Raw genomic sequence first — 21,599 nt, 5'->3', positions numbered from 1 at the left:
CGTGAATGTCTACTTCTTCGCCTTCGCGGCAATCGCCTTCACGAGGTCGACCTTGAGCGTTCCCGGCTGCTCGCCGTCGCCCATCCACTCCTCGCCGTCGATGTACACGGTCGGGGTACCGACCTCGCGTTCCTGGCCAACCTCTTCGACGGTCGCCACGAATTCGCGGTACTTCTCGTCGAGAACTGCCTTCTTGACCTCTTCGCTCGCACCGGCCTTGACGGCAGCCTCGGCAACCTCGGCGGTGTCGGGAGTGTGATCCTCGGGCGATTCCGGCTGAAGGGCGAACATCGCCTCGTTCATGTCCCAGAACAGCTTCGGATCCTCGACCCACGAGGCGACGACAGCGCTCGCCGTGTCGTTCGAGAAGGTGAGCCCCGTGCGCTTGTCGAGCATCGGGCGCGGGTACACGCGATAGTTGATGTAGCCCTTCTCGACGAGTTCGCGAATGTCCTTATCCTGCGCCTCGGCAAAGAGCTTGCAGTGAGGGCATCGGTAGTCAACGAGCAACTCGACGGCCGGCCCCTCGGAATCGGGGTTGAACTCGAGGTAGGGCTTCGATTCGTCGAATGGCACGCTCACGGCTTCGCTCTGCGTGGGCTCGGGCAGAGCGGGGGCAGCGTCGGAAGCGCCAGAATCCGACGCTTGCGTGCCTTCCTTGCTTTCTGAGTTTCCACACGCCGCAAGCAGCAGCGTGGCGGCAACACCACCCGCGGCAAGCACGCCGCGGCGGGTCGTCATGAGAGGCTTCAATTCACGCGAGTTTTTGTGACTGGTCATGCGCCTATTGTGACGCCTTCCGTTGAAGAAGCCTCGGGACCCATGGGGACTGAGACGAAAATCGTGCGAAATGTTCACGATGTGGGCAGCGGGCGGAGCGGAGCAGGGCGCTCACGTGAGGCCGGAAGTTCCATGACGATCGCTTCGTGGCGAAGGCCCGAATCACTGGTCCACTCTTTCGTTTCGCCCGTGCGCGTGTACCCAAGGCGCTCCCAAAACGGGAGGACCTCGGCGTTGGTGTCGACGACTGTGAGGCGCCACCGCCCGGGAAACTCGGCGCGAAGTGCTTGGTGAAAGGCACGGGCGAGCCCGCGACCCTGATGGCTGGTACGTAGCTGGAGAAGGCCGAGATACGTGATGTCCGGGGACGGCCACCCCACGACAAACGAGGCAACTCCCGCGAGTTCGTCGTCGACCCACAGACCCATAACATGGTGATCATCGGCGCCCACCTCGGGCGGTTTGTCACTCAGGAGCGAAGCCACAGTGCGGGAATCGGCTTGCTCGCCGTTGACGCGCATCGCGTAGCCGCCGTCGTCCCGGAGAACGCGAAGAATCTCGTCACTATCGGTCGAATCGAGGGAGCGAACCACGAACATTGAGGATTGCTCCTATCTCGCGGTAATTGAGTGGCGGCTGACTGCCAATTATGCCGCAGGGCAGGCGAAATCGATCGCTGCAGCGGCGATCACCTCGACATCACGACCAGGGGCGGACGTGTGCGACCACACCATATTGAGATAAGCAATGGCCTCTTCTGGCCCGATAGGGGAACCCCACTGTCGCATATCCTCGGTCGTGTGCGCGTCCGAGACGAGGGTGACGTCGTAGCCACGAGCGAGACCCCCGTGGATCGTGCAACGGATGCAGGCGTCCGTCATTGCACCACACACGATAATTTTGCCGGCGTCGAGTTTCGCAAGCTCAGCCTCGAGGGTCGTGTCTTCAAATGAGTCGCCGTAGCGCTTGAGGACTCGCGGCTCGCTTTGTTCGGGTTGAAGCTCGGCGGTCACTTGCCACACGTCGCTGCCCTCTGGAAATTCGTCGCTGCAATGCTGCACCCAGACCACAGGGTCCCCAGCCTCCCTCGCCGAAGTCACCAGGTCGTTGATTCGGTCGACAACGGCGTCCCGGTCGTGACAGGAGGAAAGAACACCCGTCTGGGCATCGACCACCACAAGCGCAGTCTCTTTGCGGTCTCTAAAAGTGCTCATTCGTTCGATCCTTCCTACGGCTGCACGGCCGAAGTTCGCTCGGGCCTCACACGACAAAAAGTAACTGCGCATAGCTGGGAAGTGACCCAATGAATACTCTCGGTCGAGGCACGGGGGATGACAGCGCATGCGAAAACCCCAGGCACGCCACACGCCTGGCGCTGCCTGGGGTCTTTCCTTTCCAGTGGACCTAGCGGAAGGCTTGTCGAAACTCGTCTGCGGGGTGGCAACACTCAAGGCCCCAGTGCGGTGATCGGTACGACACAGACGCCGTCGGGACGCTTGTAGGCATAGCGACCGCCTGTCACCACCAGGAGGGCGACAGGCGCGCCGTGGCGATCGTGATCAATCTTGGCGGCCATGCGCAAGAGCGAGTCCGCTGCCGCATCCGCCGCGGCCTCGCCCAACTTGACCTCGATGCCCGCCCATCGACCGTCGGGCAATTCAAGCACCGCATCAACCTCGAGCCCGGTCTGGGAATCACGCCATGATGACAGCGTGGCGCCCAACGGTTGTCCGTAGACGCGGAGGTCGCGCATCACAAGCGACTCGAAGTGGAGGCCAGCGGCGCTCAAGTCCCGACGCAGATCATCGCTCCCGACCCCCAATGCGGCCGTGCCTAATGAAGGATCGACAAAGTGGTGGATGGCCGCGGCACGCAGTCGCGTCCGCGAACGCATGTGGGGACGCCACGCCGGAATCGGTTCGATCAACATGAGTCGGTCCAGAGCGTCGAGGTAGTTGGTCAGGGTCTCGGCGGCGACACGACCCCGGGCACCGCCCACATCCACAGCCAGGGAAGAGAGTTTCAGAGGCGTTGCAGCGCCACGTCCGAGCGCTGAAAGAAGCCTTTCCACATTGCCAGGGTTCCGGCGGGGTCCGAGTCCAGGAACATCCACCTCCGCGACGGCGCGCAGATAGTCTCGCAGCCACAGCGACGCCTCGTGCTCACTGACATCCAGTAGGTCAGGCCAGCCGCCAATGACGATGCGCTCCAGCAGGTCTCCCACGGCCAACCCCGCGCCTGCCCCGGCGGGATCCTCCCCCTCCAGCAGTCGCCGCAGACTGACTTCGCCGGTGGAGTGCCCTGTTTCGAACAGGCTCATGGGACGCATCCGCAGTCGGGCGATCCGTCCGGCGCCAGAGTGCGTCTTCACATCGTCCCGGGGGCGGGACGAGCCGGTCAAGACATAAAGGCCCTTCCCGTCATGATCGTCGACTGCACGGCGCACCAGGTTCCACAGCTCCGGGGTCTCCTGCCACTCATCGAACACGATGGGGGTCGGATTGGTGAACAGTTGCCCGGGCGCTACCTCCAGTGCGGCACGAGCGGCCCGATCAACGTCCATGCGGAGCACCGTGCGCGCGACCTGTTCAGCGGTCCTCGTCTTCCCGACCGCCTTGGGTCCGTCGACGAGCACCGCCCCCATGGCCGCCATGCGCGCCATCAGCTCACCATCCACGACGCGAGATCGATAATCCGTCATGTCTCAACTCTATAATTGGTCACCCGTGAAGTCGACGCTTCGTCGAGCGCGGACGGCTTGCGGGTCGGTGCTGGCCTGTGACGATACGGATCTGCGCGTCCTTGACGCAGAGGGCAGCCGCCTCCTGACGAAACAGGGGCTCCTGAAAGGCTGGGATGACTCAGGATGCCCCAGCCCACGTCACCACAGAAACAAAACTGCCCCGCCATCAGTGAACTGGCCCCCGAAAGTTGGACCGGTTTAACTCTAGGCGGTTAGGGCTTCAAGGGCCTGATCTCGATATTGCATCGGGGTCAGGCCCTTGAGCCGTTGTTGGATGCGTTCAGTGTTGTACCACTGGACGTACTCGTCGATCGCCTGGTTGAACTCTGCGACGGTGTCGAAGATTTCTCCGTGGTACATCTCGGTTTTCAAGTGTCCGAAGAAATTCTCCATGACCGCGTTGTCGTAACAGTTGCCTTTACGGGACATCGACTGAACACCACCGTTGTCATGAATGAGGTTGCGCCAGGACGAATGCTGGTACTGGAAGCCTTGATCGGTGTGGATCATCCACCCAGGTTCAGGTGCACACGTTTTAATCGTCTGAGTTAAAGAATCAGCGGTAAACGTTGTCGACGGCGATGTAGCCACGGTGTGGGCAACAATTGAACGGTCGAACAGATCCATCACCGGTGACAGGTAGACCTTGCGGCCTTGGACCCTGAACTCGGTGACGTCGCTGGCAAAGACGGTATTTGGCTTATCTGGGGTGAACTTGCGGTCAAGGGTGTTGTCGGCAATGTGGCTGATCGTCCTGCTATAGGAAACATACGGCCTGCGCTGGCGGACTTTGGCTCGAAGCCCCATCTCGCACATGAGTTTGTAGACGAGCTTGTGGTTGACCACCCACCCCTGGTTGCGCAGGTCAAGTAGCACTCGTCGGTAGCCGTAGCGATGCTTGTTACGCTCGAAGCTTTCCCGGATCGCGTCTTTGAGCGCAGCGTGCTTATCCGGCTCGCTGAGTCGTTTCTGGTGGTAGAAGAACGTCGATCTCGGCATGCCTGCCGCATCTAAAAGGTCTTGCAGGCGATGCTGTGACTTGAGGATGACAATCGCCTGGACTTTCAGGCGCGTCCCTGATTCCTCAAGTCCCGCAATTTTTTTAGATAGGCGTTTTCCGCTTCCAACCGTGCGATCTGGCGACGTAGCTTCTCTTCCTGCGAGAGCGGCTTCGGTGCGATAGCGCCTTTGGGTCTGCCCTTGGGCTTCGGTTTTAGTGCCTCATCGCCACCTTTACGCCATTTCCACGACCACGCTCTGACTAGCTGCTGCGACGACAGACCAAATTCGCGCGCAAGATCCATCGCTGTCTCACCAGCAAGGTAGCGCTCGGCAACTTCCTTTTTGATTTCGAACGAATACTGCTGCTTAGTCGGTTTCTCCACAAGACACAGCCTGCCATGCAACTTAAACCGACGACAGAGCGTACGGACGGCGTATCTAGAGACCCCAAGAGCATTAGCAGCAGCTCTATAGCCCATGCCTTGCTCAAAAAGTTCAACCAACTGCTCGCGCTGATGCTCACTCAGCGAACTTTGTGCTCTCAACGAAAACTACTCCCCACTAGTCGGTAACTGATTTCTCAGTCCAACTAATGGGGAGCAGTTCACAGGCGGGGCAAGTTTCGATTCTCTCGTCACACTGCTGGAGCCTTGGAGGTCTGTGTCGAACTCCGAGTCTCGGGCGATCACCTCCTGATCTCCCTACTTGGACCACGACAACCGAACTCGCGGCTGGAGAACTAGTCTTCCGCGATACGGCTCGCCTGCGAGGGCTGCTCGATCGCTGCCGGTGCCGGGATCGTGGGGTGCCCAGCCTCGGCGAGGACTGCCGCAAAGCTGTCGATGTCCTCGTGCACGGCGGCGTCCGGGAACATCCAGTGGACGTCCTGCTGCTCGGTGAGCATGTCGATACTCGACCGGACGACAACTTCGCGATTGGAGCGAAAGCGCACGAACTTCACGTCGCTCAGTAAGTAGACCGGGCCTAGTTCACCTTTCCGCAGGAGGTCTCTCGGATCGGCTGTGATAATCCGACGATCGGTGACCGCCACGAGAGTGCTCGATGCGAACTGCTCAACGACTGCGCTGATCTTGCTTGGCACAAGCGTCTCCCAGGTCGCGTCAATCCGTTTGGCGAGAATAGCTGACCCGAATCCGGTGAAGGGGTGTGTCCCCACTTCGTGCGGGAAAGCCACGCTGCGAAGCGTCTCACCATCCTCAAGGAACCACCTGAGGATACGCAGGTAGGGATCCAGGTCGAGCCCCTCGGGTGCGCACACGGCCACCGGTACCGCTCGCATCTCAGCTGCTGGCTGGAGTAGGTCGGCCAAGGGTTCTATGGCTTCCAGGAGCTGCCTGCAAGTGAGCTGGGACGCCTTTGCATCCGTCCTCTTCTTCGTGAGAGGCACGGTAGCGCGACCGGGGAGTTCGGCGATGATCCGCAACTCACGCACGAGTGACTTGGTCAACGAGCGGATTTCAGAGAGCGACTCTTCGATCTCGACGGGGGTGTTCCCGACGATTCGGTCGAAGAGCTGCGCTTCACTCTCATCGTTGGTGCCTCGTGTTCTGGCGAGGGCAGCCCGGACAGTTTGGTACTCCGCGTGAGTCTTGAGCGAGCTGAGGAGCGCGTAGGTATCGAAGACGATTGCTTCGGCGTTGGATTCGAGGTGCTGGCGGCGAGCACGACCGTCCAACTTCCCGAGTTCCTGGACATGGTCCGCCACATTCTTGCGGTATAGCTTCAACTGCTTGCGGATGTTGGGACCACTGGGAGCAATGGGCTCCCATACAGAATCCGTAACGGAGCCGAGTTCGCGGGTCTCCTTGACTGCCTCATCGACGGACTCCGCTAGCCCTTCAAGCTCTGCCCATTGCTCGTTTCGGATGGCCTTGAGCGTCTGCGTCGTAAGCTGAATGTTGGAGCGGACGAGGCCCGAAATCTCACCGAGCTGCATCTGGAGGGCGATCATGGCGACGGCCGGGCCGATGGCTGCGATCGCGGTGGCGGCCGTCATCGTCTGGGGGATGAATCGCGCCTGCGCGACCAGTTCACCGTTCTTGAAGATCGCCCCGAGCTGGGCACCGTCCTTCGCGGCCATCTGACCGCCGCTCTTCAGCAGAGACAGCGTCGCATCGTTGACGCGGAAGAGGCCTTGCGCGCTCGACACAGCCTCCGCGACGTTCCCGACGATCGTGCCTGCGTTGCCGAATGAACCGAGAGCGGTCGACAGCTGAGCGCGGTCGAAGGACGGCACCATGTCAAGGCTGATGAGTTCAAGACCGTCGGGGACTTCGCCGAATACGACTGCGACGCCTGGCGTCACCTCGACGAGGGTCGTGGACACAGCGAGTTCAAGTGTGTCAGACCCGGTCTGACCGTCTTCCTCGGTTGGCCAGTCAACGGCTTCGTCGCCGCCGGACTTGTCGCGCTCGCCCATGTGCTCTCTCCCTCTCGCCCAGGACTATCCCACCGGCGCTCAAGCCCAGTATCGCACCCACCGCCGACCAAGCCTGGGACGACTCTGTCTCAGAGCGGACACGCCAGGGGGCCGAGAGCTACTGTTCTTGGGCGCTCAAAGGGGTTGAGGTGTCCCCTCAATGCGCTCGGTCAGCCTCGTCGGGAAGGCGCAAAAGTGCAATGCGACGCGGCGCTGCTTCGCGGCTTGGGACAGATTGCGCCACGCTGGGGCGAGGTGGATTTCGCACAAGTGCATATAGAACTGAACCGGCAACACCCAGACGGTCTGCCAGAGGGGAGGATAACCGCTCACACTGCCCAAACGAAACGATGGCGGCCCTAGAAGGAGCCGCCATCGTTGTACAGGGTTGTTGTGGAGCTAAGGGGAATCGAACCCCTGACCTTTTCATTGCGAACGAAACGCTCTACCAACTGAGCTATAGCCCCTGAACCGGATCTACTTTACCGCACGAAGAGGCACTCATCGAATCGAAGAGATGACTTCCTCATCACGTTTGCCTCGCCCGCGCCTCGAGGGAGCAGCTCGCGGACCCTTAGCATCGTCCCGTGAGTTCTTCTGCCCCGCTTGATGCCCCCCGAACCGATGCCCGCGCGATCCTCGCGCTCGCAATCCCAGCGCTCGGCGCGCTCGTGGCCGAGCCGCTCTTTATTCTCGTGGATTCGGCGTTCGTGGGGCACGTGTCCACTGCAGCTCTTGCCGGCCTCTCGATCGCCTCGACGATCCTCACGACGGTCGTGGGTCTCGCGATCTTCCTCGCGTACTCCACGACCGCGGCGGTCGCGCGCGCCGTGGGCGCGGGTGACCTCACGAAAGCGCTCACGAAGGGCATCGATGCCACGTGGCTCGCCGCCCTCATTGGCCTCGGGTGCGCGCTCGTGCTGGGCTTCGGCGCGGACGTCGTGATCGGCTTCTTCGGGCCCCGAGCGGAGGTCGCGCACGAGGCGGCCACCTACCTGCGCATTTCCGCTGCGGGCCTTCCAGCGATGCTCATGCTCCAGGCCGCCCTCGGGCTCGTGCGCGGTCTCCAAGACACGCGCATCACGCTCATCATCGCGGGCGTGGGCGCGGTGCTCAATGTGCCCATCAACTGGGCGCTGATCTTCGGCCTTGATCTCGGTATCGCGGGCTCGGCGATCGGCACGCTCATCTGCCAGTGGGGCATGGCGGCGTGGTACATCGGGATCATTGTGCGCGGGGCCCGACGCCGCTCGGTGAGCCTCGCCCCGAACTTCTCGGGCGTGAGCTCCGCGTGGAAGGAAGGGCGCTGGCTGTTCATCCGCTCGGTCACGATGCGCGTCGTGCTCCTCACGGCCACGGCCATCGCGATCAAGCTCGGCGAGGTCACGCTCGCCGCGCATCAACTCATGAACTCCGTTTTCTCCCTCACTGCGCTCGCCCTCGATTCCCTCGCGATCGCGGCGCAAGCGCTCACGGGTAAGCACCTCGGGGCGGGCGACCGCAAGAGCGTCGAGTCCGTGACGCGCACGCTTGTGCGCTGGTCTTTCGTCGGCGGGATCGCCGTCGCCGCCGTGCTTCTTCTCGCGTCGTTCGTGCTCCCCCAGGTGTTCACGCCCGATCCCGCGGTGCAGCGCTCACTCACGTGGGCACTCGTGGTTTTGCTCGTCGCGCAGCCACTCGCCGGGTACGTTTTTGTGCTCGACGGGGTCTACATGGGCGCGGGCGACGCTCGCTATCTCGGGCTCGCCGGGCTCGTCACGATGGGTGCGTATCTCCCGTTCGCCCTCGGGCTCTGGTGGGTGTCCGACGCCGGCCTACTTCCCGCCGATTCCCCGTTCGCACTGGCGCTTCTGTGGGCTATTTTCACGTTCGTGTTTCTCGCCTCGCGCGCCGCGACGCTCTGGTGGCGCGGCCGCAGTGACGCGTGGATGCACCTTGGAGAACACGGGGGCGCTGAGGCGTAGGCGAGCGTCGGAACTGGCCTAGGGCACGCTCGCTTGCACGAGCCGGCCGTGCCCACGCACCGTGAGCGCGCCTTCGTGAGCGGCGATGAACACGGCCTCGCCGCGCTCGAGTGTGTCGCTGCCCGCGGAGGTGTCGAGCGTAAGGGGCCCGTCGAGGCACACGACGATGCGCGGGCCCGTGCCCACGAAAGTTTGGGCCGAGGAGTCATCGCCCGCCTCACTCGTGAACGTCGAGAGCTCGAAATCGTCGATTGGGGCGAAGTACGCACTCGTGACGTCGTTGAGGCGCTCGGGCGCGATACGAATCGGCGGGGCGGCGCTCACGGACACGCACTGCAGAAGTTCGTCGGCGTCCACCTTCTTCGGGGTGATGCCTGCGCGTAGCACGTTGTCGCTCGAGGCCATGATTTCGACCGCGAAGCCGCTCAGGTAGGAGTGGAGGGCGCCTGCCGGAACGAACATCGCCTCGCCCGGCTTGAGCGATACGGGGTTGAGCAGGAGAGTCGCGGCAACACCCGGGTCGCCAGGGTATTTCTCGTTGAGGAGCGCGACGGCGCGGTCGATGCGTGGCGAGGGCGAGGTGCGTGCCCGCAGGCGCGCGGCGCACTCCTCGGCGAGCGCAACGATCCCGCGCGGATCGGGGCGCATCGTGGGGGCCACCAGCATGCGGAACGCTGCCCGCATACCGTGCGCGCTCGGCTGGGCCTCAAGCAAGGCGAGTATGCGCTTCGCGAGCGGAGCCTCGAGCCCCTCGAGAATCGAAGCGGCCTTGCGCGGGGTGCGGAAGCCGCACAGCGCCTCAAAGGGTTCGAGGGCGAGCACCATCTCGGGCTTATGGTTTGCATCGCGGTAGTTGCGCTCGGGCGAATCGAGCGCGAGGCCCGCGGCGTTTTCGGCGGCAAAGCATTCGCGCGCATGCTCTCGCGTGGGGTGCACCTGGAGCGAGAGCGGTTCCTTCGGCGCGATGAGCTTGAGGAGGAACGGGAGGGCGTTTCCAAAGGCGCGCGTGACGCTTTCGCCGAGCATGCTCTCCGGGTGATGGGCAATCGCTTCGTTGAGGGCCTCGCCACTCGCCGTGAGAGTTGCGGGCGCAAGCGGGTGGGCTCCGAACCACAGTTCCGCCCACGGGGTGCCGTCGGCCTCAACCGAAAGGAATTCAGGAAGGTGCGCGGGCGAGCCCCACGCATAGCGCTGGAGATGGCCGCTGAGTCGCCGCATCCGGTGCCTCCCGAGTGAACCTGTTACAAGAATCAATCCTAGACGTAGCACACACCCCATAAGAAACCCTTTGGAGGCCTGTAGACTCGGGCGTATGGATCCTCGCAGACTCGTGATCTTCAACAGAGTGGTCACCAATGGCTCGATCGGCGCCGCGGCGCGTGAGCTTGGCTGGACCCAGCCCGCCGTGTCCCAGCACATCGCTGCCCTCGAAAAAGATACGGGCATGCAGCTCGTCGTGCGCGGCTCGGGCGGCGTCACTCCCACCGAGGCCGGCGCGCGCCTCGCCGTGCACGCCGCCGCCATCGCGGCGAACCTCGAGGCAGCGGAAACCGAAATGAACGACCTCGCCGCCCTCAAGAAGGGCCTCGTGCGCTGCGCGGCTTTTCCTTCGGCCGCCGCGATGCTGCTACCGCCAACCCTCGCCCGCATGGAAAAGGACTACCCCGGGATAGAACTGGGCTTCACCGAATGCGAGCCGCCCGAGGCACTCGAAGGCGTGCGCGGCAATAACTTCGACGTCGCGATGATTTTCCGCTACTCGCAAACCCCACCCGAGGAGCACGAAGCGCTCGAGTGGACGCCGATCCTCGCCGACCCGGTGCGGCTCATTCTCCCGAAGGGGCATCCTCTCGCGAAGCGGGACGACATCAGCATGAAGGATTTGAACGGCGAGGCGTGGGTTGCCGGCTGCGATAGGTGCAGCGCGAACCTCCACCACCACGCGCAGGTCGCGGGGTTCACACCCGATATTCGGTACTGCACGGACGATTCGACGGTGGCCCAACGCCTCGTGGGGCACAACACGGGCGTTGTCGCCCTCCTTCCCGAGATTGCCCTCGAGGCCTACCCGAACGACACGGTCGTCATCAAGGAAGTGAAAGAGCTCGACAACCGCGTGATCGGCATCGTCAACCGCCCCGGCGCGCTCAAGATCCCCGCGATCGCGGCCTTCGTGAACACGCTTCGCCACAACGCGAACGCCCACGGGTGCACGCTCACGCACGCCCATGTGCACCTCGATACCGAAGACATCGACAATCTCGATGCCCTCGCGGATATTGAGAACAACGCGCGCGAGGAGACGCAGTCATGAGCACGCGCGACTCTCACTCAAACCCGCCCGCGATTCGGTTGTGGCTGCGCACGGCCATGTTTCTGCTCGTGGGGGCGATCGCCGCGGCGATCTGTGCGTACTACGGGTGGTGGATCACCATGACGATCATCCTCGTGCCCACCCTGTTCTTCGCGTGGTGGGTCTCCCCCGCCCGCAAGGGTCAGCACACCCCGTGGCTCGACGCACTCACGCACTGCGCCCCGGACCACGCGATCATCGTGTGGTCACCCGCCGATAAGCACAGCGCCCAAATCCAGATCGCGCTTCAGCCCACCGATCCGCGCACGTCGTGGGTTAACTACCACCACGACACCGAGGCGTGGGCGTTCGCGCAGCAACACGGCGGTTTCGCGGCACTCCCGATCGCTCTCATCGGCGAGCGGGTTCTGGAAAACGCGACATCGGGGCAGGTGTTCGACGCGCTTGACAGCACGAACACCGCGAGCACCAAGGACTCAGGCGAAACGCCAGAGCACTAGATCCACTCGAGGAAGCGGCGCACGTACTCGTCCCACACGGCCCATTCGTGGGCCCCGGGTGTGTATGTCACCTCGTGGGCGTGACCGCGCTCTTCAAGCGCCCTCACGAAAGTACGCGTTTCCTCAAGCAGGAAATCTTCATTTCCGCACCCGATCCACAATCGCGGAAGCGAGCCGGGCTCGGCCTTCCGCGCGAGCGCGTTGAGGTCGTCAATCGCGGGGAACGCGCCCTGCTCAACGCCCTCGAAGTACGGCTCGTACACGCTGCCCGCCTCGGGCGTAAGGCCCTGGCCCCATATGCGGGCGGGCATCGCATGCCCGAACTCGGTGTAGTCGCGCTCCGCGACCGCGAGCGCACCCGAGAATGAACCTGCCGCAGCGAAGCGCTCGGGGTGGTTGAGGGCGAGCTTCATCGCGCCGAAGCCGCCCATGGAGAGGCCGGCAACGAACGTGTCTTCGCGAGCGGTCGAAATGCGGAAGGTCTGGTTGATGAGCGCGGGAAGCTCCTCGCTCACGTACGTCCAGTACTTTTCACCGAGCACTTCATCGGCATAGAACGAACGGCGCACCTCGGGCATCACCACGCAGATCCCTTTCGCGGAGGCGTAGCGTTCGATGCTCGTGCGGCGCGTCCATCCCGTGCAGTCATCGCTCAGGCCGTGCAGGAGGTACAGGACCGGAACGCGCGGCTCGCCGTTCTCGTCGAGGTCGATCCCTCCCGCCATGCCGATCTGGCCGTCGGTTTGCTGCGGGTAAAGCACCACCGCGCTCGTGCCCATCCCGAGTGCGGGCGAGTGAAAATCCATGCGTGAGTGAATCATGGCTCTAGCGTAGTCGCCGCTCCACACTCACACTGATCCACATTTGACTAGGGGCGCTAGTCTTGAACATCAAGGGGCTCTAGATTTACCCTATGGTCAAGCCAATAAAGTACCGCGACGCTGCCAAGGTGCTTCGGGCACGAGGGTGGAGACATGACAGTACGCGTGGCTCGCACGAGAAGTGGAAGCACCCCTCAAACCCTTCCCCCATCATCCTTCCAGCTCATCCAGAAATTTCACCGGGCGTCATTCGAAGCATCGCACGAACGCTCGGCTCCCAAGCACCGAAAGAGTGGAGGTAGCACTCATGGTGGCTTCGCCATTTCACGTCCTTGCTCGCCGCGAAGGTCGATGGTGGGTTGTCGAGATTCCGGCCCTCGATATCGCGACTCAAACACGCAACCTCAAGGATGCCCGCGCCGTCGCAGCCGAGGCCATCGGCCTTTACCTCGATGTCGACGAATCAAAGGTGACCGTCGATCTCTCGATCCAGCTTCCGCGCGACGTGAGCTCGACATGGCAAAAAGCCCGCGACCTTGAGGAAGAGTCTCGAAAGACTTCCGCCGAGGCAGCCCGCCTCTCACGCGCTGCCGTCCGCACCTTGCGCGCAAGCGGCATGAGCCAACGCGACACCGCGGAGGCACTCGGCCTTTCGTATCAGCGCATCGCCCAGCTCGAGAAACAGACCGCTTCCACGTAGTGAAACAGCCCACATAAACCGGCAGTCGCCGGTAAAATCGTGCGGGCCATGCACAAAGACTCCGCGCCCTCACACACACATCCGATGATCCGGCTGTGGCGGATCGTTCGACCGATTCGCGTCCGTCTCATGCTCGGTCTCGTGTGCGCGATCGGCAGCGCCGTTCTCGGCCTCATGATTCCGCAGGTGCTCGAGCGCCTCGTCAACTCCGACCTCGTTGAAGGTGGCACCGCCGCAGCCGTGTGGACCGCCGGCGCCACCGTTCTCGTGCTCGGCATCTTCGAAGCGCTCCTGCTTTTCCTTCGCCGCGTGTTTGCCCTCGTGCCCGCGACCGGGATCGAGCGTGACATGCGCACGGATCTCTACGACAAAATCCAGCACATGCCCGTCGCCTTCCACGACCGATGGAGCTCGGGTCAGCTCCTCTCACGCGCGATGAGCGATACGAACCTCATCCGCCGCTGGATCGCCTTCGGCGTAATCATGGGCGTGACCACCGCGGTCACCGTGATTGTGGGCATCATCCTGCTCCTTCGCTCGAGCTGGATTCTCGCCCTCGTCTTTATTGCAGCGGCGATCCCGATTGGAATCTTTTCGTTCCGGTTCAACCGCCAATTCTCCACTCTCTCGCGCCTCTCTCAGGATCAAAACGGCGATCTCGCCACCACAATCGAGCAGTCGGTTCAGGGCATTCGCGTGCTCAAGGCCTTCGGGCGCGGCCCCACGGCTCTCGAACAGTTCACCCTCCAGGCCGACGAGCTTCGCGGAACCGAGGTCAAAAAGGCCACGGCCATCGCCCGCTTCGACATGCTCATGTATGGCCTCCCGGAGATCGCCACCTCGGTGAGCCTCCTGCTCGGCATCTACCTCACGGCACACGGCCACATGAACCTCGGCCAGCTCAGCGCCTACTTCGTGACCGCCGTGCTCGTCACGGGCCCCGTGCGCATGCTCGGCCAGCTCTTTGGCATGCTCATCAATACCAACACCGCGCTCGACCGCTACTTCGAAGTCATGGACGCCGAGAACACGATCACCGACCCTGAGCACCCCGCAATCGACCCCGGGCGCACATTCGAGGGGCGGCTCGCTCTCCACGACGTCCACTTTCGCTACGACGATTCGCCCGCGCACATGCCCGACCTCATCGACGGGGCGAGCCTCGAGGTCGAGCCCGGCGAAACAATGGCGCTCGTGGGCATCACGGGCTCCGGCAAATCCACCTTGCTGCAGCTCGTGCCGCGCCTCTACGACGTCACGAGCGGCCAGGTCACGATCGACGGCTACGATGTGCGCGACATCCCCCTCGACACCCTCCACCGGATCACGGCCTTCGCGTTCGAAGACGCCACCCTGTTCAGCGATTCCGTTCGCGACAACGTGCTGCTTGGGGCGCCCGGGTACGAAAGAACCGTCGGAACCGTGGAGTTTCCGAACAGGCTTTTTGGTTCCGACGGCACCGTGCCCCCGCTGACGCGCACTTCCGCGCGCAGTGCCGAGCTTGACGAGGCGCTCGAACTCGCCCTCGACACGGCCGACGCGCGCTACGCCTACGACCTGCCCGAGGGACTCGACACCCACATTGGCGAGGAGGGCATGAGCCTTTCGGGCGGCCAGCGCCAACGCCTCGCCCTCGCCCGCGCGATCGCGGCGAAGCCCACGGTGCTCCTCCTCGACGATCCCCTCTCCGCGCTCGATACGAAAACGGAAGAGCGCGTGACGGAACGCCTGCGCGAGGTTCTCTCCCACACGACCACGCTCATCGTCGCGCACCGCACCTCAACGGTCGCCCTCGCGGACCGCGTGGCACTCCTCGAGGATGGCCGCATCACGACCGTGGGCACACACACCGAGCTCATGGCCACGAGCGAACGCTACCGCTACGTGATCGCGAACCAGGAAGAGGAAGCGCGCGGCAACCGCAACCTCACGCGCGTGGCAACGGAAACGGGAAGCCTCGAGGTTGCCGAGATCCGCGCCGCGGCCGAAGAGAAGGGAGGTGCGCGATGAGCCAGGTCGTCACCGACGAAAACCACGAGTTCACGAAGGAAGAAAACCGTGCCTCGCGCCAGCGTTCATTCGCCCTTCTTCGGGAACTTCTCGCACCCGAGAAGGCCTCGATCGCACTGGTCGCCATCATGGTGGTTCTCGCGCAGGCCGCAGTCGTGGCCGGGCCCGCGATCCTCGCGTGGGGCATCGACCACGGTCTCCCCGCGCTCATCGAGGGCGACGCGCTGCCCGCACTCGGCGCCGCAGCTCTCCACGCGGCGTGCGCGATCGTTGCCGCGGCCCTCACGTTCGTCTTTACGCGCCAATCCTCGGTGATCGGCCAGCGTCTCCTCCTCGAGCTGCGCCGCCGCGTTTTCCGGCACACGCAGCGCCTTTCCCTCGAATTCCACGAGCGCTACACCTCCGGGCGTATCGTCTCTCGCCAAACGTCCGACATGGAGGCCCTGCGCGAGCTTCTCGAGTTTGGCGTGCCGATCCTCATCGGCTCAAGCCTCTCGATGGTTCTCACCGCCGCCTCGATCGTGGCAATGGACTGGCCCACGGGCCTCATCATGCTCGTGCTGCTCATCCCCTGCATCGCGCTGACCGTGTGGTTCCAGGTGCGCTCGCGGATCGCGTATCGCGGCATGCGCACCCACTCGGCTGCGCTCATCGTGCAGTTCGTCGAAGCGATGAACGGCATCCGCGCCGTCAAGGCCTTCCGCAAGGAGGAATCGAACTCGCGCGAGTACCGCGCGCTCGCCGAAAACTACCGCCGCGCGACCCTCAACTCGATCTCCGTGTTCGGCATCTACCAGCCTGCTCTGCGCCTGCTCGCGAACGTCACGGTCGCGGCAGTGCTGGTCGTGGGCGGCTTCCGCGTTCTTTCGGGCGATTTGAGCGTGGGCGTGCTCCTCGCCCTCGTACTGTATGCGCGGCGCTTCTTCCAGCCCGTCGATGAGATCGCAAACTTTTACAACTCGTTCCAGTCGGCCACGGCCGCGCTCGAGAAAATCAGTGCTCTTTTGTGGGAGGTTCCGACGGTTGCCGACCCGGACGCCGCGCACGCGAAATCCATTGCGAGCGGCCGGGGAGCCATCGAGTTCACGGATGCCGAATTCCGCTATAGCGAGGATGGCCCGCTCGTGCTCAAGCCCCTCGACCTCACGATTCCCGCGGGCCAGACCGTCGCTCTCGTGGGGCAAACGGGTGCGGGTAAGTCGACGATCGCGAAACTCGTGTCGCGCTTCTACGACGTCACGAAAGGCAGGGTCGAGCTCGACGGTGTCGATCTTCGCGACCTCACGAGCGAGGAACTCACGCGCAATGTCGTGATGGTGACGCAAGAGGCCTACCTGTTCAGCGGCACCGTTGCCGACAACATCGAGCTCGGGCGTCCCGGCGCAAGCCGCGAGGAAATCATCCGCGCGGCGAAGGCGATCGGCGCCCACGAGTTCATCGAAGCCCTCCCCTACGGCTACGACACGGACGTGAGCAAGCGCGGCGGGCGCGTTTCCGCAGGCCAGCGTCAGCTCATTTCGTTCGCGCGGGCATTCCTCGCGAACCCGAACGTGCTCATCCTCGACGAAGCGACGAGTTCGCTTGACCTCCCGAGCGAGCGGCTCGTGCAGGAGGGCCTCACGAAGCTCCTCGGCAATCGCACGGCACTCATCATTGCGCATCGCCTTTCGACCGTGATGATCGCCGATCGCGTGCTCGTGCTCCACGATGGCGTCGTGGTGGAGGACGACACGCCCGCAGCGCTCATCGAGAAGGGTGGCCGCTTCGCTGCCCTCTATCAGGCGTGGCAGGATTCGCTCTAGGGTTCCTCGGCTGCGGCCCCTCGCTCCAAAATCGCCTCGCGAAAAAGCCCAAGCGCACCACGCATTTCCTCGTCCATCGCCTCTACCTCCGTCGACGTTGCTCAATCTCAGGAAATCGCCGCGCCCAAGAATCGACGATGCGAGTGTCGAGCGCTAGGGTCGGCCAGTCATGAAGGAGGAGATCACGGTTGAGAAAAGCGGTGAAATGTTCTTGGCGGCCATTGGAAAGAACCGCCTGGTAGAGGCGACGACGCTGCCGCTCATTCGACACGTCAAACGTGGTGCGCAACCCCGACCAATGAACGTCCACGGGTGGAGTGAGCAAGCCTTCCGACGGCCCTCTGAGTTCCTCGAGCGAATCCGCGACCTCGAATGGCTTGACGTCTCGAAAACGCACACGCTTTTCAGCCTGATTCGTCGCCATGAACTGCTCCTTTTCCTAGTTCCATGAGTCGCATCGAGGTTGCCGCTGCACGCTCGAGGTTGCGCGGACCGTCATTGAGAGCCTCTTCGAGAGTCGTCACTCCCTGCACGATCGGTACGAGAGCGCTCACACCATGAGCGTAAAGCACCTCGGCGCCCTCGCCTACGCGCCCCGCAAACGCCACGCACGGCACGCCGTGGCGCCTTGCGAGAGCGGCGACCCCCGCGGGGGCCTTGCCGTGGAGCGTTTGTGCGTCGATCGCCCCTTCACCCGTGAACACGAGGTCAGCATTCTCGATCACCTGCTCTAGCCCCACCGTGCGCGCGACGAGATCGAAGCCCGGCTCGAAGCGCGCGCCGAGAAACGTTCGCAGAGCCCACCCAAGCCCGCCTGCGGCTCCGGCGCCCGGTTCGTTCGCGTGGGCGCGGGCGCGAAGGGCGGGGTCCGACGCTTCCGCAGCCTCCACGAGTTCCCCAAGGAAAGCATCGAGCTTCGCCACCGTGGTGCGATCCGCACCCTTTTGCGGGCCAAAGATCGCGCTTGCGCCGCTTTGACCGAGAAGCGGATTCGTGACGTCGCACGCAACCTCGATGCTGACCTGCGAAAGCCGTGAATCGAGGCCGCTCCCATCGATACGCGCGAGCCTGCCTGCGAGGCAGGAGGGAACGGGGTGAAGCGGGCAACCGTCGGAATCAAAAAAGCGCACGCCGAGCGCCCCGAGCATGCCCACCCCACCATCGTTCGTGGCGGAGCCGCCTATGCCGATGATGAGGCGGCCACCCTCGCCAATCCGGTCGAGGGCGTACGCAATGAGCTCCCCCACACCGCGCGTGCTCGCCCTCCACGGGTCTCGCTCATCGGGCGTGAGGTGCATGAGGCCCGCGGCGCTCGCCATCTCGAGGGCGGCGGTGGGCGGCTCCACTTCCAAGGCAAGGGCAAGCTCCGCGCTCACGGGGCGGCCGAGGGCATCGGCGACGGTGATGGGGTGGCGGGTGGCCTCGAGAGCGGAGGAGAGGGAAGCGGTGAATCCCTCGCCACCGTCGGACACGGGAATGAGCGTGCACGCCACTCCGGGAAAAACTGTGCGTACTCCTCGCGCGATCGCCTCGGCTGCCTCGCGCGCGCTCATCGACTCCTTAAAGGAATCGGGCGCGATTACCACCCTCACGGTGAGCCTCCCTGCTCCCGAGCCTTGACGACCTGGATTTTCCTCGACAGCTCTCTCACAGTGAAACTACCGCCTCTCCCGTGGAGATCGTCAAGGGGGTAACGTGGAATTATGCCCCAGACTGAGAACCCCGAGTCGAACCTGCCCACGAGCCCCCGCGAAATCCTCGAGGCTCTCGTGCGAATCGACAGCACCTCCCACACCGGGAACCTCGAGACGATCACACTGCTGCAGCGGATCTTTGCGAGCAAGGGCGTGACGACCCACGTGTTCCGCGAAGACGACGGTCTCGATGCGAACCTCGTTGCCGTATTCCCCGCGAAGGGCGAAAGCGCTGGCGACAGCACGGACCGGGCAGCAAAGGACGTGCTCGGTCGCGACTACGGCACGGGCCGCGGCGGCGTGGACCGACTCGAGGGCGAGAGCACGCCTGCACACGCGAGCGACGCCGCGCGCCGAGGCATCCTCATCGCGGGCCACACCGACTGCGTGCCCGTCACGGGACAAGAGTGGGTAAGCCCACCCTTCGAGCCGACCGAGCGCGACGGCAAACTCTACGGCCGCGGCACGGCCGACATGAAAGGCTACATCGCCACCTTCACTGCCCTCGCCGATCGTTTCCTCGCCGCCGACCTCACGGAACCCGTGTACCTCGCCGCGACATGGGACGAAGAAACGAGCTGCAACGGTGCGCGCGAACTCGTCAAGCAACTTGACACGCTCGAGATCGCCCCGCGGATTGCCTACGTTGGCGAGCCCACGATGATGGACGTCATCACCGCCCACAAGTCCATGAACTCCTTCGAGGCTGATTTTTACGGCATCGCCGCCCACTCGAGCCTCCTCCCCCGCGGACTCAATGCCAACCGCTATGCGGCGGAGTTCACGACCTGGTTCCACGAAGAGATCATCGACCGCGGTATCGCCGAAGGCCCGAGCGATTCCGCCTTCCTTGTCCCCCACATCACGGGCGGCGTCAACCGCTTTGATGGCGGAAACGCGATCAACACGGTCGGAGCGCACGCGCACCTTCTTTTCGAATACCGCGCCCTCCCAAGCGACGACGCGATCGCGATCGCCCGCCGCATCCAGGCGAAGATCGCCGAACTCGACGAGGAAATGAAAAAAGCAGTTCCCGCCGATCCGGCCGATTCCGAGCAAGCGAAAAACGTGGGCGCGAGCCTCACGATCCGCACGCTTCTCTACCCGCTCGACTGCGGAACCGAGGGCGAGGCCGCACAGCTCGCGCGTGAACTCGGCGTGACCATCAGCCCCACGAAAGTCACCTACGGAACCGAGTCCGGCATTTACGAAGCTGCGGGCATGAGCGCCGTCGTCATCGGCCCCGGCGATATCGCCCAGGCACACGGCGCGAACGAATACGTTGCCCTCGACCAACTCGACAAGTGCGAAGCGTTCTTCCTCGCGCTTCTCGAGCGCCTGAGCAACTAAGACCACAAACCCGAATCCTTCACGACGATCAACCCATTGGAGTAGCACGCAGTGAATAGCAAGCAGGCGTCGGATCGCGACCTCCCCGCACCCAAGCCGGGCACGCCCAAGAAAATCCTTGAGCAGGGAACCTTCCGCGAATACAGCCGCGTTGAACAAATCCTGACGAAAGAATCTGCGGGTGGTGTTGCCCTCGTCATCGCCACCATCCTCGCGCTCATCTGCGCAAACTCCCCCCTTTCGGATCTGTACTTCGACGTGCGCGATGCGCATCTCGGTTTTGACCTCGGCTGGCTCAACCTCAACCTCTCGATCGCGCACTGGGCCGCCGACGGTCTCCTCGCCGTCTTCTTCTTCCTCGTGGGCCTCGAGCTCAAGCACGAATTCATTCGCGGTGACCTGCGCGATCCGAAGCTCGCGCTTGTCCCCATGCTCGCGGCCGCCGGTGGCGTGGCTGTCCCCGCGGTGATCTATACGCTCGTCAACCTCGCCGGCCCCGAAGCCTCCCACCACGGCTGGGCGATCCCCGCGGCAACCGACATTGCCTTCGCCGTGGCCGTGCTCACCCTCATCGGCTCGAAGCTGCCCGCGGCGCTGCGCACGTTCCTTCTCACCCTCGCCGTTGTGGACGACCTGATCGCGATTCTCATCATTGCGATCTTCTACGCCGAAGAAACGAACCTGCTCTACCTCCTTGCAGCGCTGCCCGTGATCGCGATCTACGCGCTCGTTGCCTACAAGGCCGAATGGCTGTTCAAGAAGCACTACTCGGCGGCGTGGATGATTCTCTTCCCGCTCGCGGTCATCACGTGGATCTTGTTCTACAACTCGGGCGTCCACGCCACCATCGCGGGCGTTGTGCTCGCGTTCTGCGTGCCCGTCCACGCACGCAGCGCCTACGGCCAGCAGCATTCGCTCGCCGAAACCCTCGAACACAGGCTCCGCCCATTCTCCACGGGTGTTGCCGTTCCCGTGTTCGCGTTCTTTAGCGCGGGCGTTGCCGTGGGCGGCCTCGGCGGTCTGTTCGACGCATGGACCACAACCGTGGCCCTCGGCGTGATCTTCGGGCTGGTGTGCGGCAAGATGATCGGTATTACCGGCACAACCTTCCTCGTCACGAAGCTGACGAAGGCGAACCTGGACGACGAGATCAAATGGATCGACCTCATCGGTATGTCCGCCATCGCCGGCATCGGTTTCACCGTGTCGCTCCTCGTCGCGGAGTTGAGCTTCGACCCCACGAGCGTTCTCGTGGAAGACGCGAAGATCGGTGTGCTCACCGCCTCGCTGCTCGCGGCAGTCGTGGGCGCACTCATTCTGCTGCCTCGCAACAATCACTACAAGAAGATCGCCGAGCTCGAATCGCGCGACGAGAACAAGGACGGCATCCCCGACGTGTTCTCCGACGACACCTCGCGCTCACCTCAGCAGTAGCGCACCCCGCACATGAATGGGGCCCGGGTCACACGACCTGGGCCC

At 63.6% G+C, this 21,599-nt stretch carries 18 protein-coding genes, 1 tRNA gene and 2 pseudogenes; 9 read left to right on the top strand and 12 right to left on the bottom strand.

All coding sequences use genetic code 11. From position 1 onward, the window contains the following. Positions 1–9: 9 nt before the first annotated feature. From NBW56_RS06530 to NBW56_RS06500, 8 genes and pseudogenes are all read right to left on the bottom strand, one after another. Positions 10–780 carry a DsbA family protein gene (locus NBW56_RS06530; protein ID WP_250258491.1) on the bottom strand — a complete coding sequence of 257 codons (771 nt, stop codon included), beginning with the start codon at positions 778–780 and terminating at the stop codon, positions 10–12. 74 nt (positions 781–854) lie between these two features. Further along, positions 855–1,379, bottom strand: coding sequence for a GNAT family N-acetyltransferase (locus tag NBW56_RS06525; RefSeq protein ID WP_250258490.1), 525 nt, complete (start codon positions 1,377–1,379; stop codon positions 855–857). Between the two features lie 48 nt (positions 1,380–1,427). Further along, the gene (locus NBW56_RS06520) at positions 1,428–1,994 is read right to left on the bottom strand and encodes an isochorismatase family protein (protein ID WP_250258489.1); all 567 of its coding nucleotides are present in this window, start codon (positions 1,992–1,994) and stop codon (positions 1,428–1,430) included. Between the two features lie 233 nt (positions 1,995–2,227). Continuing rightward, positions 2,228–3,481: an ATP-binding protein gene (locus tag NBW56_RS06515; protein WP_126848512.1), complete on the bottom strand. Its 1,254-nt coding sequence runs from the start codon at positions 3,479–3,481 to the stop codon at positions 2,228–2,230. Positions 3,482–3,727: 246 nt separating this feature from the next. Then, a pseudogene (locus NBW56_RS06510) lies at positions 3,728–4,917 on the bottom strand (IS3 family transposase); the annotation flags it as partial. A gap of 12 nt (positions 4,918–4,929) precedes the next feature. Beyond that, a pseudogene (locus tag NBW56_RS10185) lies at positions 4,930–5,028 on the bottom strand (hypothetical protein); the annotation flags it as partial. Between the two features lie 236 nt (positions 5,029–5,264). Continuing rightward, the gene (locus NBW56_RS06505; RefSeq protein ID WP_250258488.1) at positions 5,265–6,965 is read right to left on the bottom strand and encodes a hypothetical protein; all 1,701 of its coding nucleotides are present in this window, start codon (positions 6,963–6,965) and stop codon (positions 5,265–5,267) included. A gap of 394 nt (positions 6,966–7,359) precedes the next feature. Beyond that, positions 7,360–7,432, bottom strand: a tRNA-Ala gene (locus NBW56_RS06500). A gap of 120 nt (positions 7,433–7,552) precedes the next feature. Here NBW56_RS06500 and NBW56_RS06495 point away from each other — a divergent pair. Further along, positions 7,553–8,929: an MATE family efflux transporter gene (locus NBW56_RS06495; RefSeq protein ID WP_250258486.1), complete on the top strand. Its 1,377-nt coding sequence runs from the start codon at positions 7,553–7,555 to the stop codon at positions 8,927–8,929. Positions 8,930–8,947: 18 nt separating this feature from the next. On the opposite strand, the gene manA is transcribed toward NBW56_RS06495, so the two are convergent. Continuing rightward, positions 8,948–10,147, bottom strand: a complete 1,200-nt coding sequence (gene manA, locus NBW56_RS06490; protein ID WP_250258485.1) for a mannose-6-phosphate isomerase, class I — start codon at positions 10,145–10,147, stop codon at positions 8,948–8,950. Positions 10,148–10,241: 94 nt separating this feature from the next. Between manA and NBW56_RS06485 the strand changes: the two genes are divergently transcribed. Both NBW56_RS06485 and NBW56_RS06480 read left to right on the top strand, forming a co-directional pair. Next, positions 10,242–11,243 (top strand): LysR family transcriptional regulator, encoded by a 1,002-nt coding sequence (locus NBW56_RS06485; protein ID WP_250258484.1) that lies wholly within the window; start codon positions 10,242–10,244, stop codon positions 11,241–11,243. After that, positions 11,240–11,743, top strand: a complete 504-nt coding sequence (locus tag NBW56_RS06480; protein WP_250258483.1) for a hypothetical protein — start codon at positions 11,240–11,242, stop codon at positions 11,741–11,743. Before NBW56_RS06485 ends, NBW56_RS06480 begins: the two co-directional genes overlap by 4 nt. Here NBW56_RS06480 and NBW56_RS06475 read toward each other — a convergent pair. Then, positions 11,740–12,564 carry an alpha/beta hydrolase gene (locus tag NBW56_RS06475; protein WP_250258482.1) on the bottom strand — a complete coding sequence of 275 codons (825 nt, stop codon included), beginning with the start codon at positions 12,562–12,564 and terminating at the stop codon, positions 11,740–11,742. The two genes, NBW56_RS06480 and NBW56_RS06475, sit on opposite strands and share 4 nt — an antisense overlap. Positions 12,565–12,656: 92 nt before the next feature. On the opposite strand from NBW56_RS06475, the gene NBW56_RS10170 reads away from it, so the two are divergent. The 4 genes from NBW56_RS10170 to NBW56_RS06460 all read left to right on the top strand — a co-directional run bounded on the left by NBW56_RS10170 (position 12,657) and on the right by NBW56_RS06460 (position 17,076). After that, complete coding sequence (locus NBW56_RS10170) at positions 12,657–12,866, top strand: type II toxin-antitoxin system HicA family toxin (protein WP_150332321.1); 210 nt, start codon at positions 12,657–12,659, stop codon at positions 12,864–12,866. Positions 12,867–12,871: 5 nt separating this feature from the next. Then, the gene (locus tag NBW56_RS06470) at positions 12,872–13,264 is read left to right on the top strand and encodes a type II toxin-antitoxin system HicB family antitoxin (RefSeq protein WP_034371539.1); all 393 of its coding nucleotides are present in this window, start codon (positions 12,872–12,874) and stop codon (positions 13,262–13,264) included. Between the two features lie 84 nt (positions 13,265–13,348). After that, positions 13,349–15,274 (top strand): ABC transporter ATP-binding protein, encoded by a 1,926-nt coding sequence (locus NBW56_RS06465; RefSeq protein ID WP_250258481.1) that lies wholly within the window; start codon positions 13,349–13,351, stop codon positions 15,272–15,274. Beyond that, the gene (locus tag NBW56_RS06460; RefSeq protein WP_250258480.1) at positions 15,271–17,076 is read left to right on the top strand and encodes an ABC transporter ATP-binding protein; all 1,806 of its coding nucleotides are present in this window, start codon (positions 15,271–15,273) and stop codon (positions 17,074–17,076) included. Before NBW56_RS06465 ends, NBW56_RS06460 begins: the two co-directional genes overlap by 4 nt. A gap of 82 nt (positions 17,077–17,158) precedes the next feature. On the opposite strand, the gene NBW56_RS06455 is transcribed toward NBW56_RS06460, so the two are convergent. After that, positions 17,159–17,500, bottom strand: a complete 342-nt coding sequence (locus tag NBW56_RS06455) for a hypothetical protein (RefSeq protein ID WP_074299465.1) — start codon at positions 17,498–17,500, stop codon at positions 17,159–17,161. Further along, positions 17,481–18,668: a glycerate kinase gene (locus tag NBW56_RS06450; protein WP_250258479.1), complete on the bottom strand. Its 1,188-nt coding sequence runs from the start codon at positions 18,666–18,668 to the stop codon at positions 17,481–17,483. The genes NBW56_RS06455 and NBW56_RS06450 overlap by 20 nt, the downstream gene beginning before the upstream one ends. Positions 18,669–18,779: 111 nt before the next feature. On the opposite strand from NBW56_RS06450, the gene NBW56_RS06445 reads away from it, so the two are divergent. Then, on the top strand, positions 18,780–20,120 hold the full coding sequence (locus NBW56_RS06445; RefSeq protein WP_250258477.1) for a M20/M25/M40 family metallo-hydrolase: 1,341 nt from the start codon (positions 18,780–18,782) through the stop codon (positions 20,118–20,120). Positions 20,121–20,171: 51 nt separating this feature from the next. Beyond that, positions 20,172–21,554 carry a Na+/H+ antiporter NhaA gene (gene nhaA / locus NBW56_RS06440; protein ID WP_250258476.1) on the top strand — a complete coding sequence of 461 codons (1,383 nt, stop codon included), beginning with the start codon at positions 20,172–20,174 and terminating at the stop codon, positions 21,552–21,554. The last annotated feature ends 45 nt before the right edge of the window (positions 21,555–21,599 follow it).

It is taken from the genome of Dermabacter sp. Marseille-Q3180 (assembly GCF_940792985.1).
GTDB lineage: Bacteria > Actinomycetota > Actinomycetes > Actinomycetales > Dermabacteraceae > Dermabacter > Dermabacter vaginalis.
Note: the sequence above shows the minus strand (reverse complement) of the source record. Positions and strands in the feature narration are given on the sequence as shown.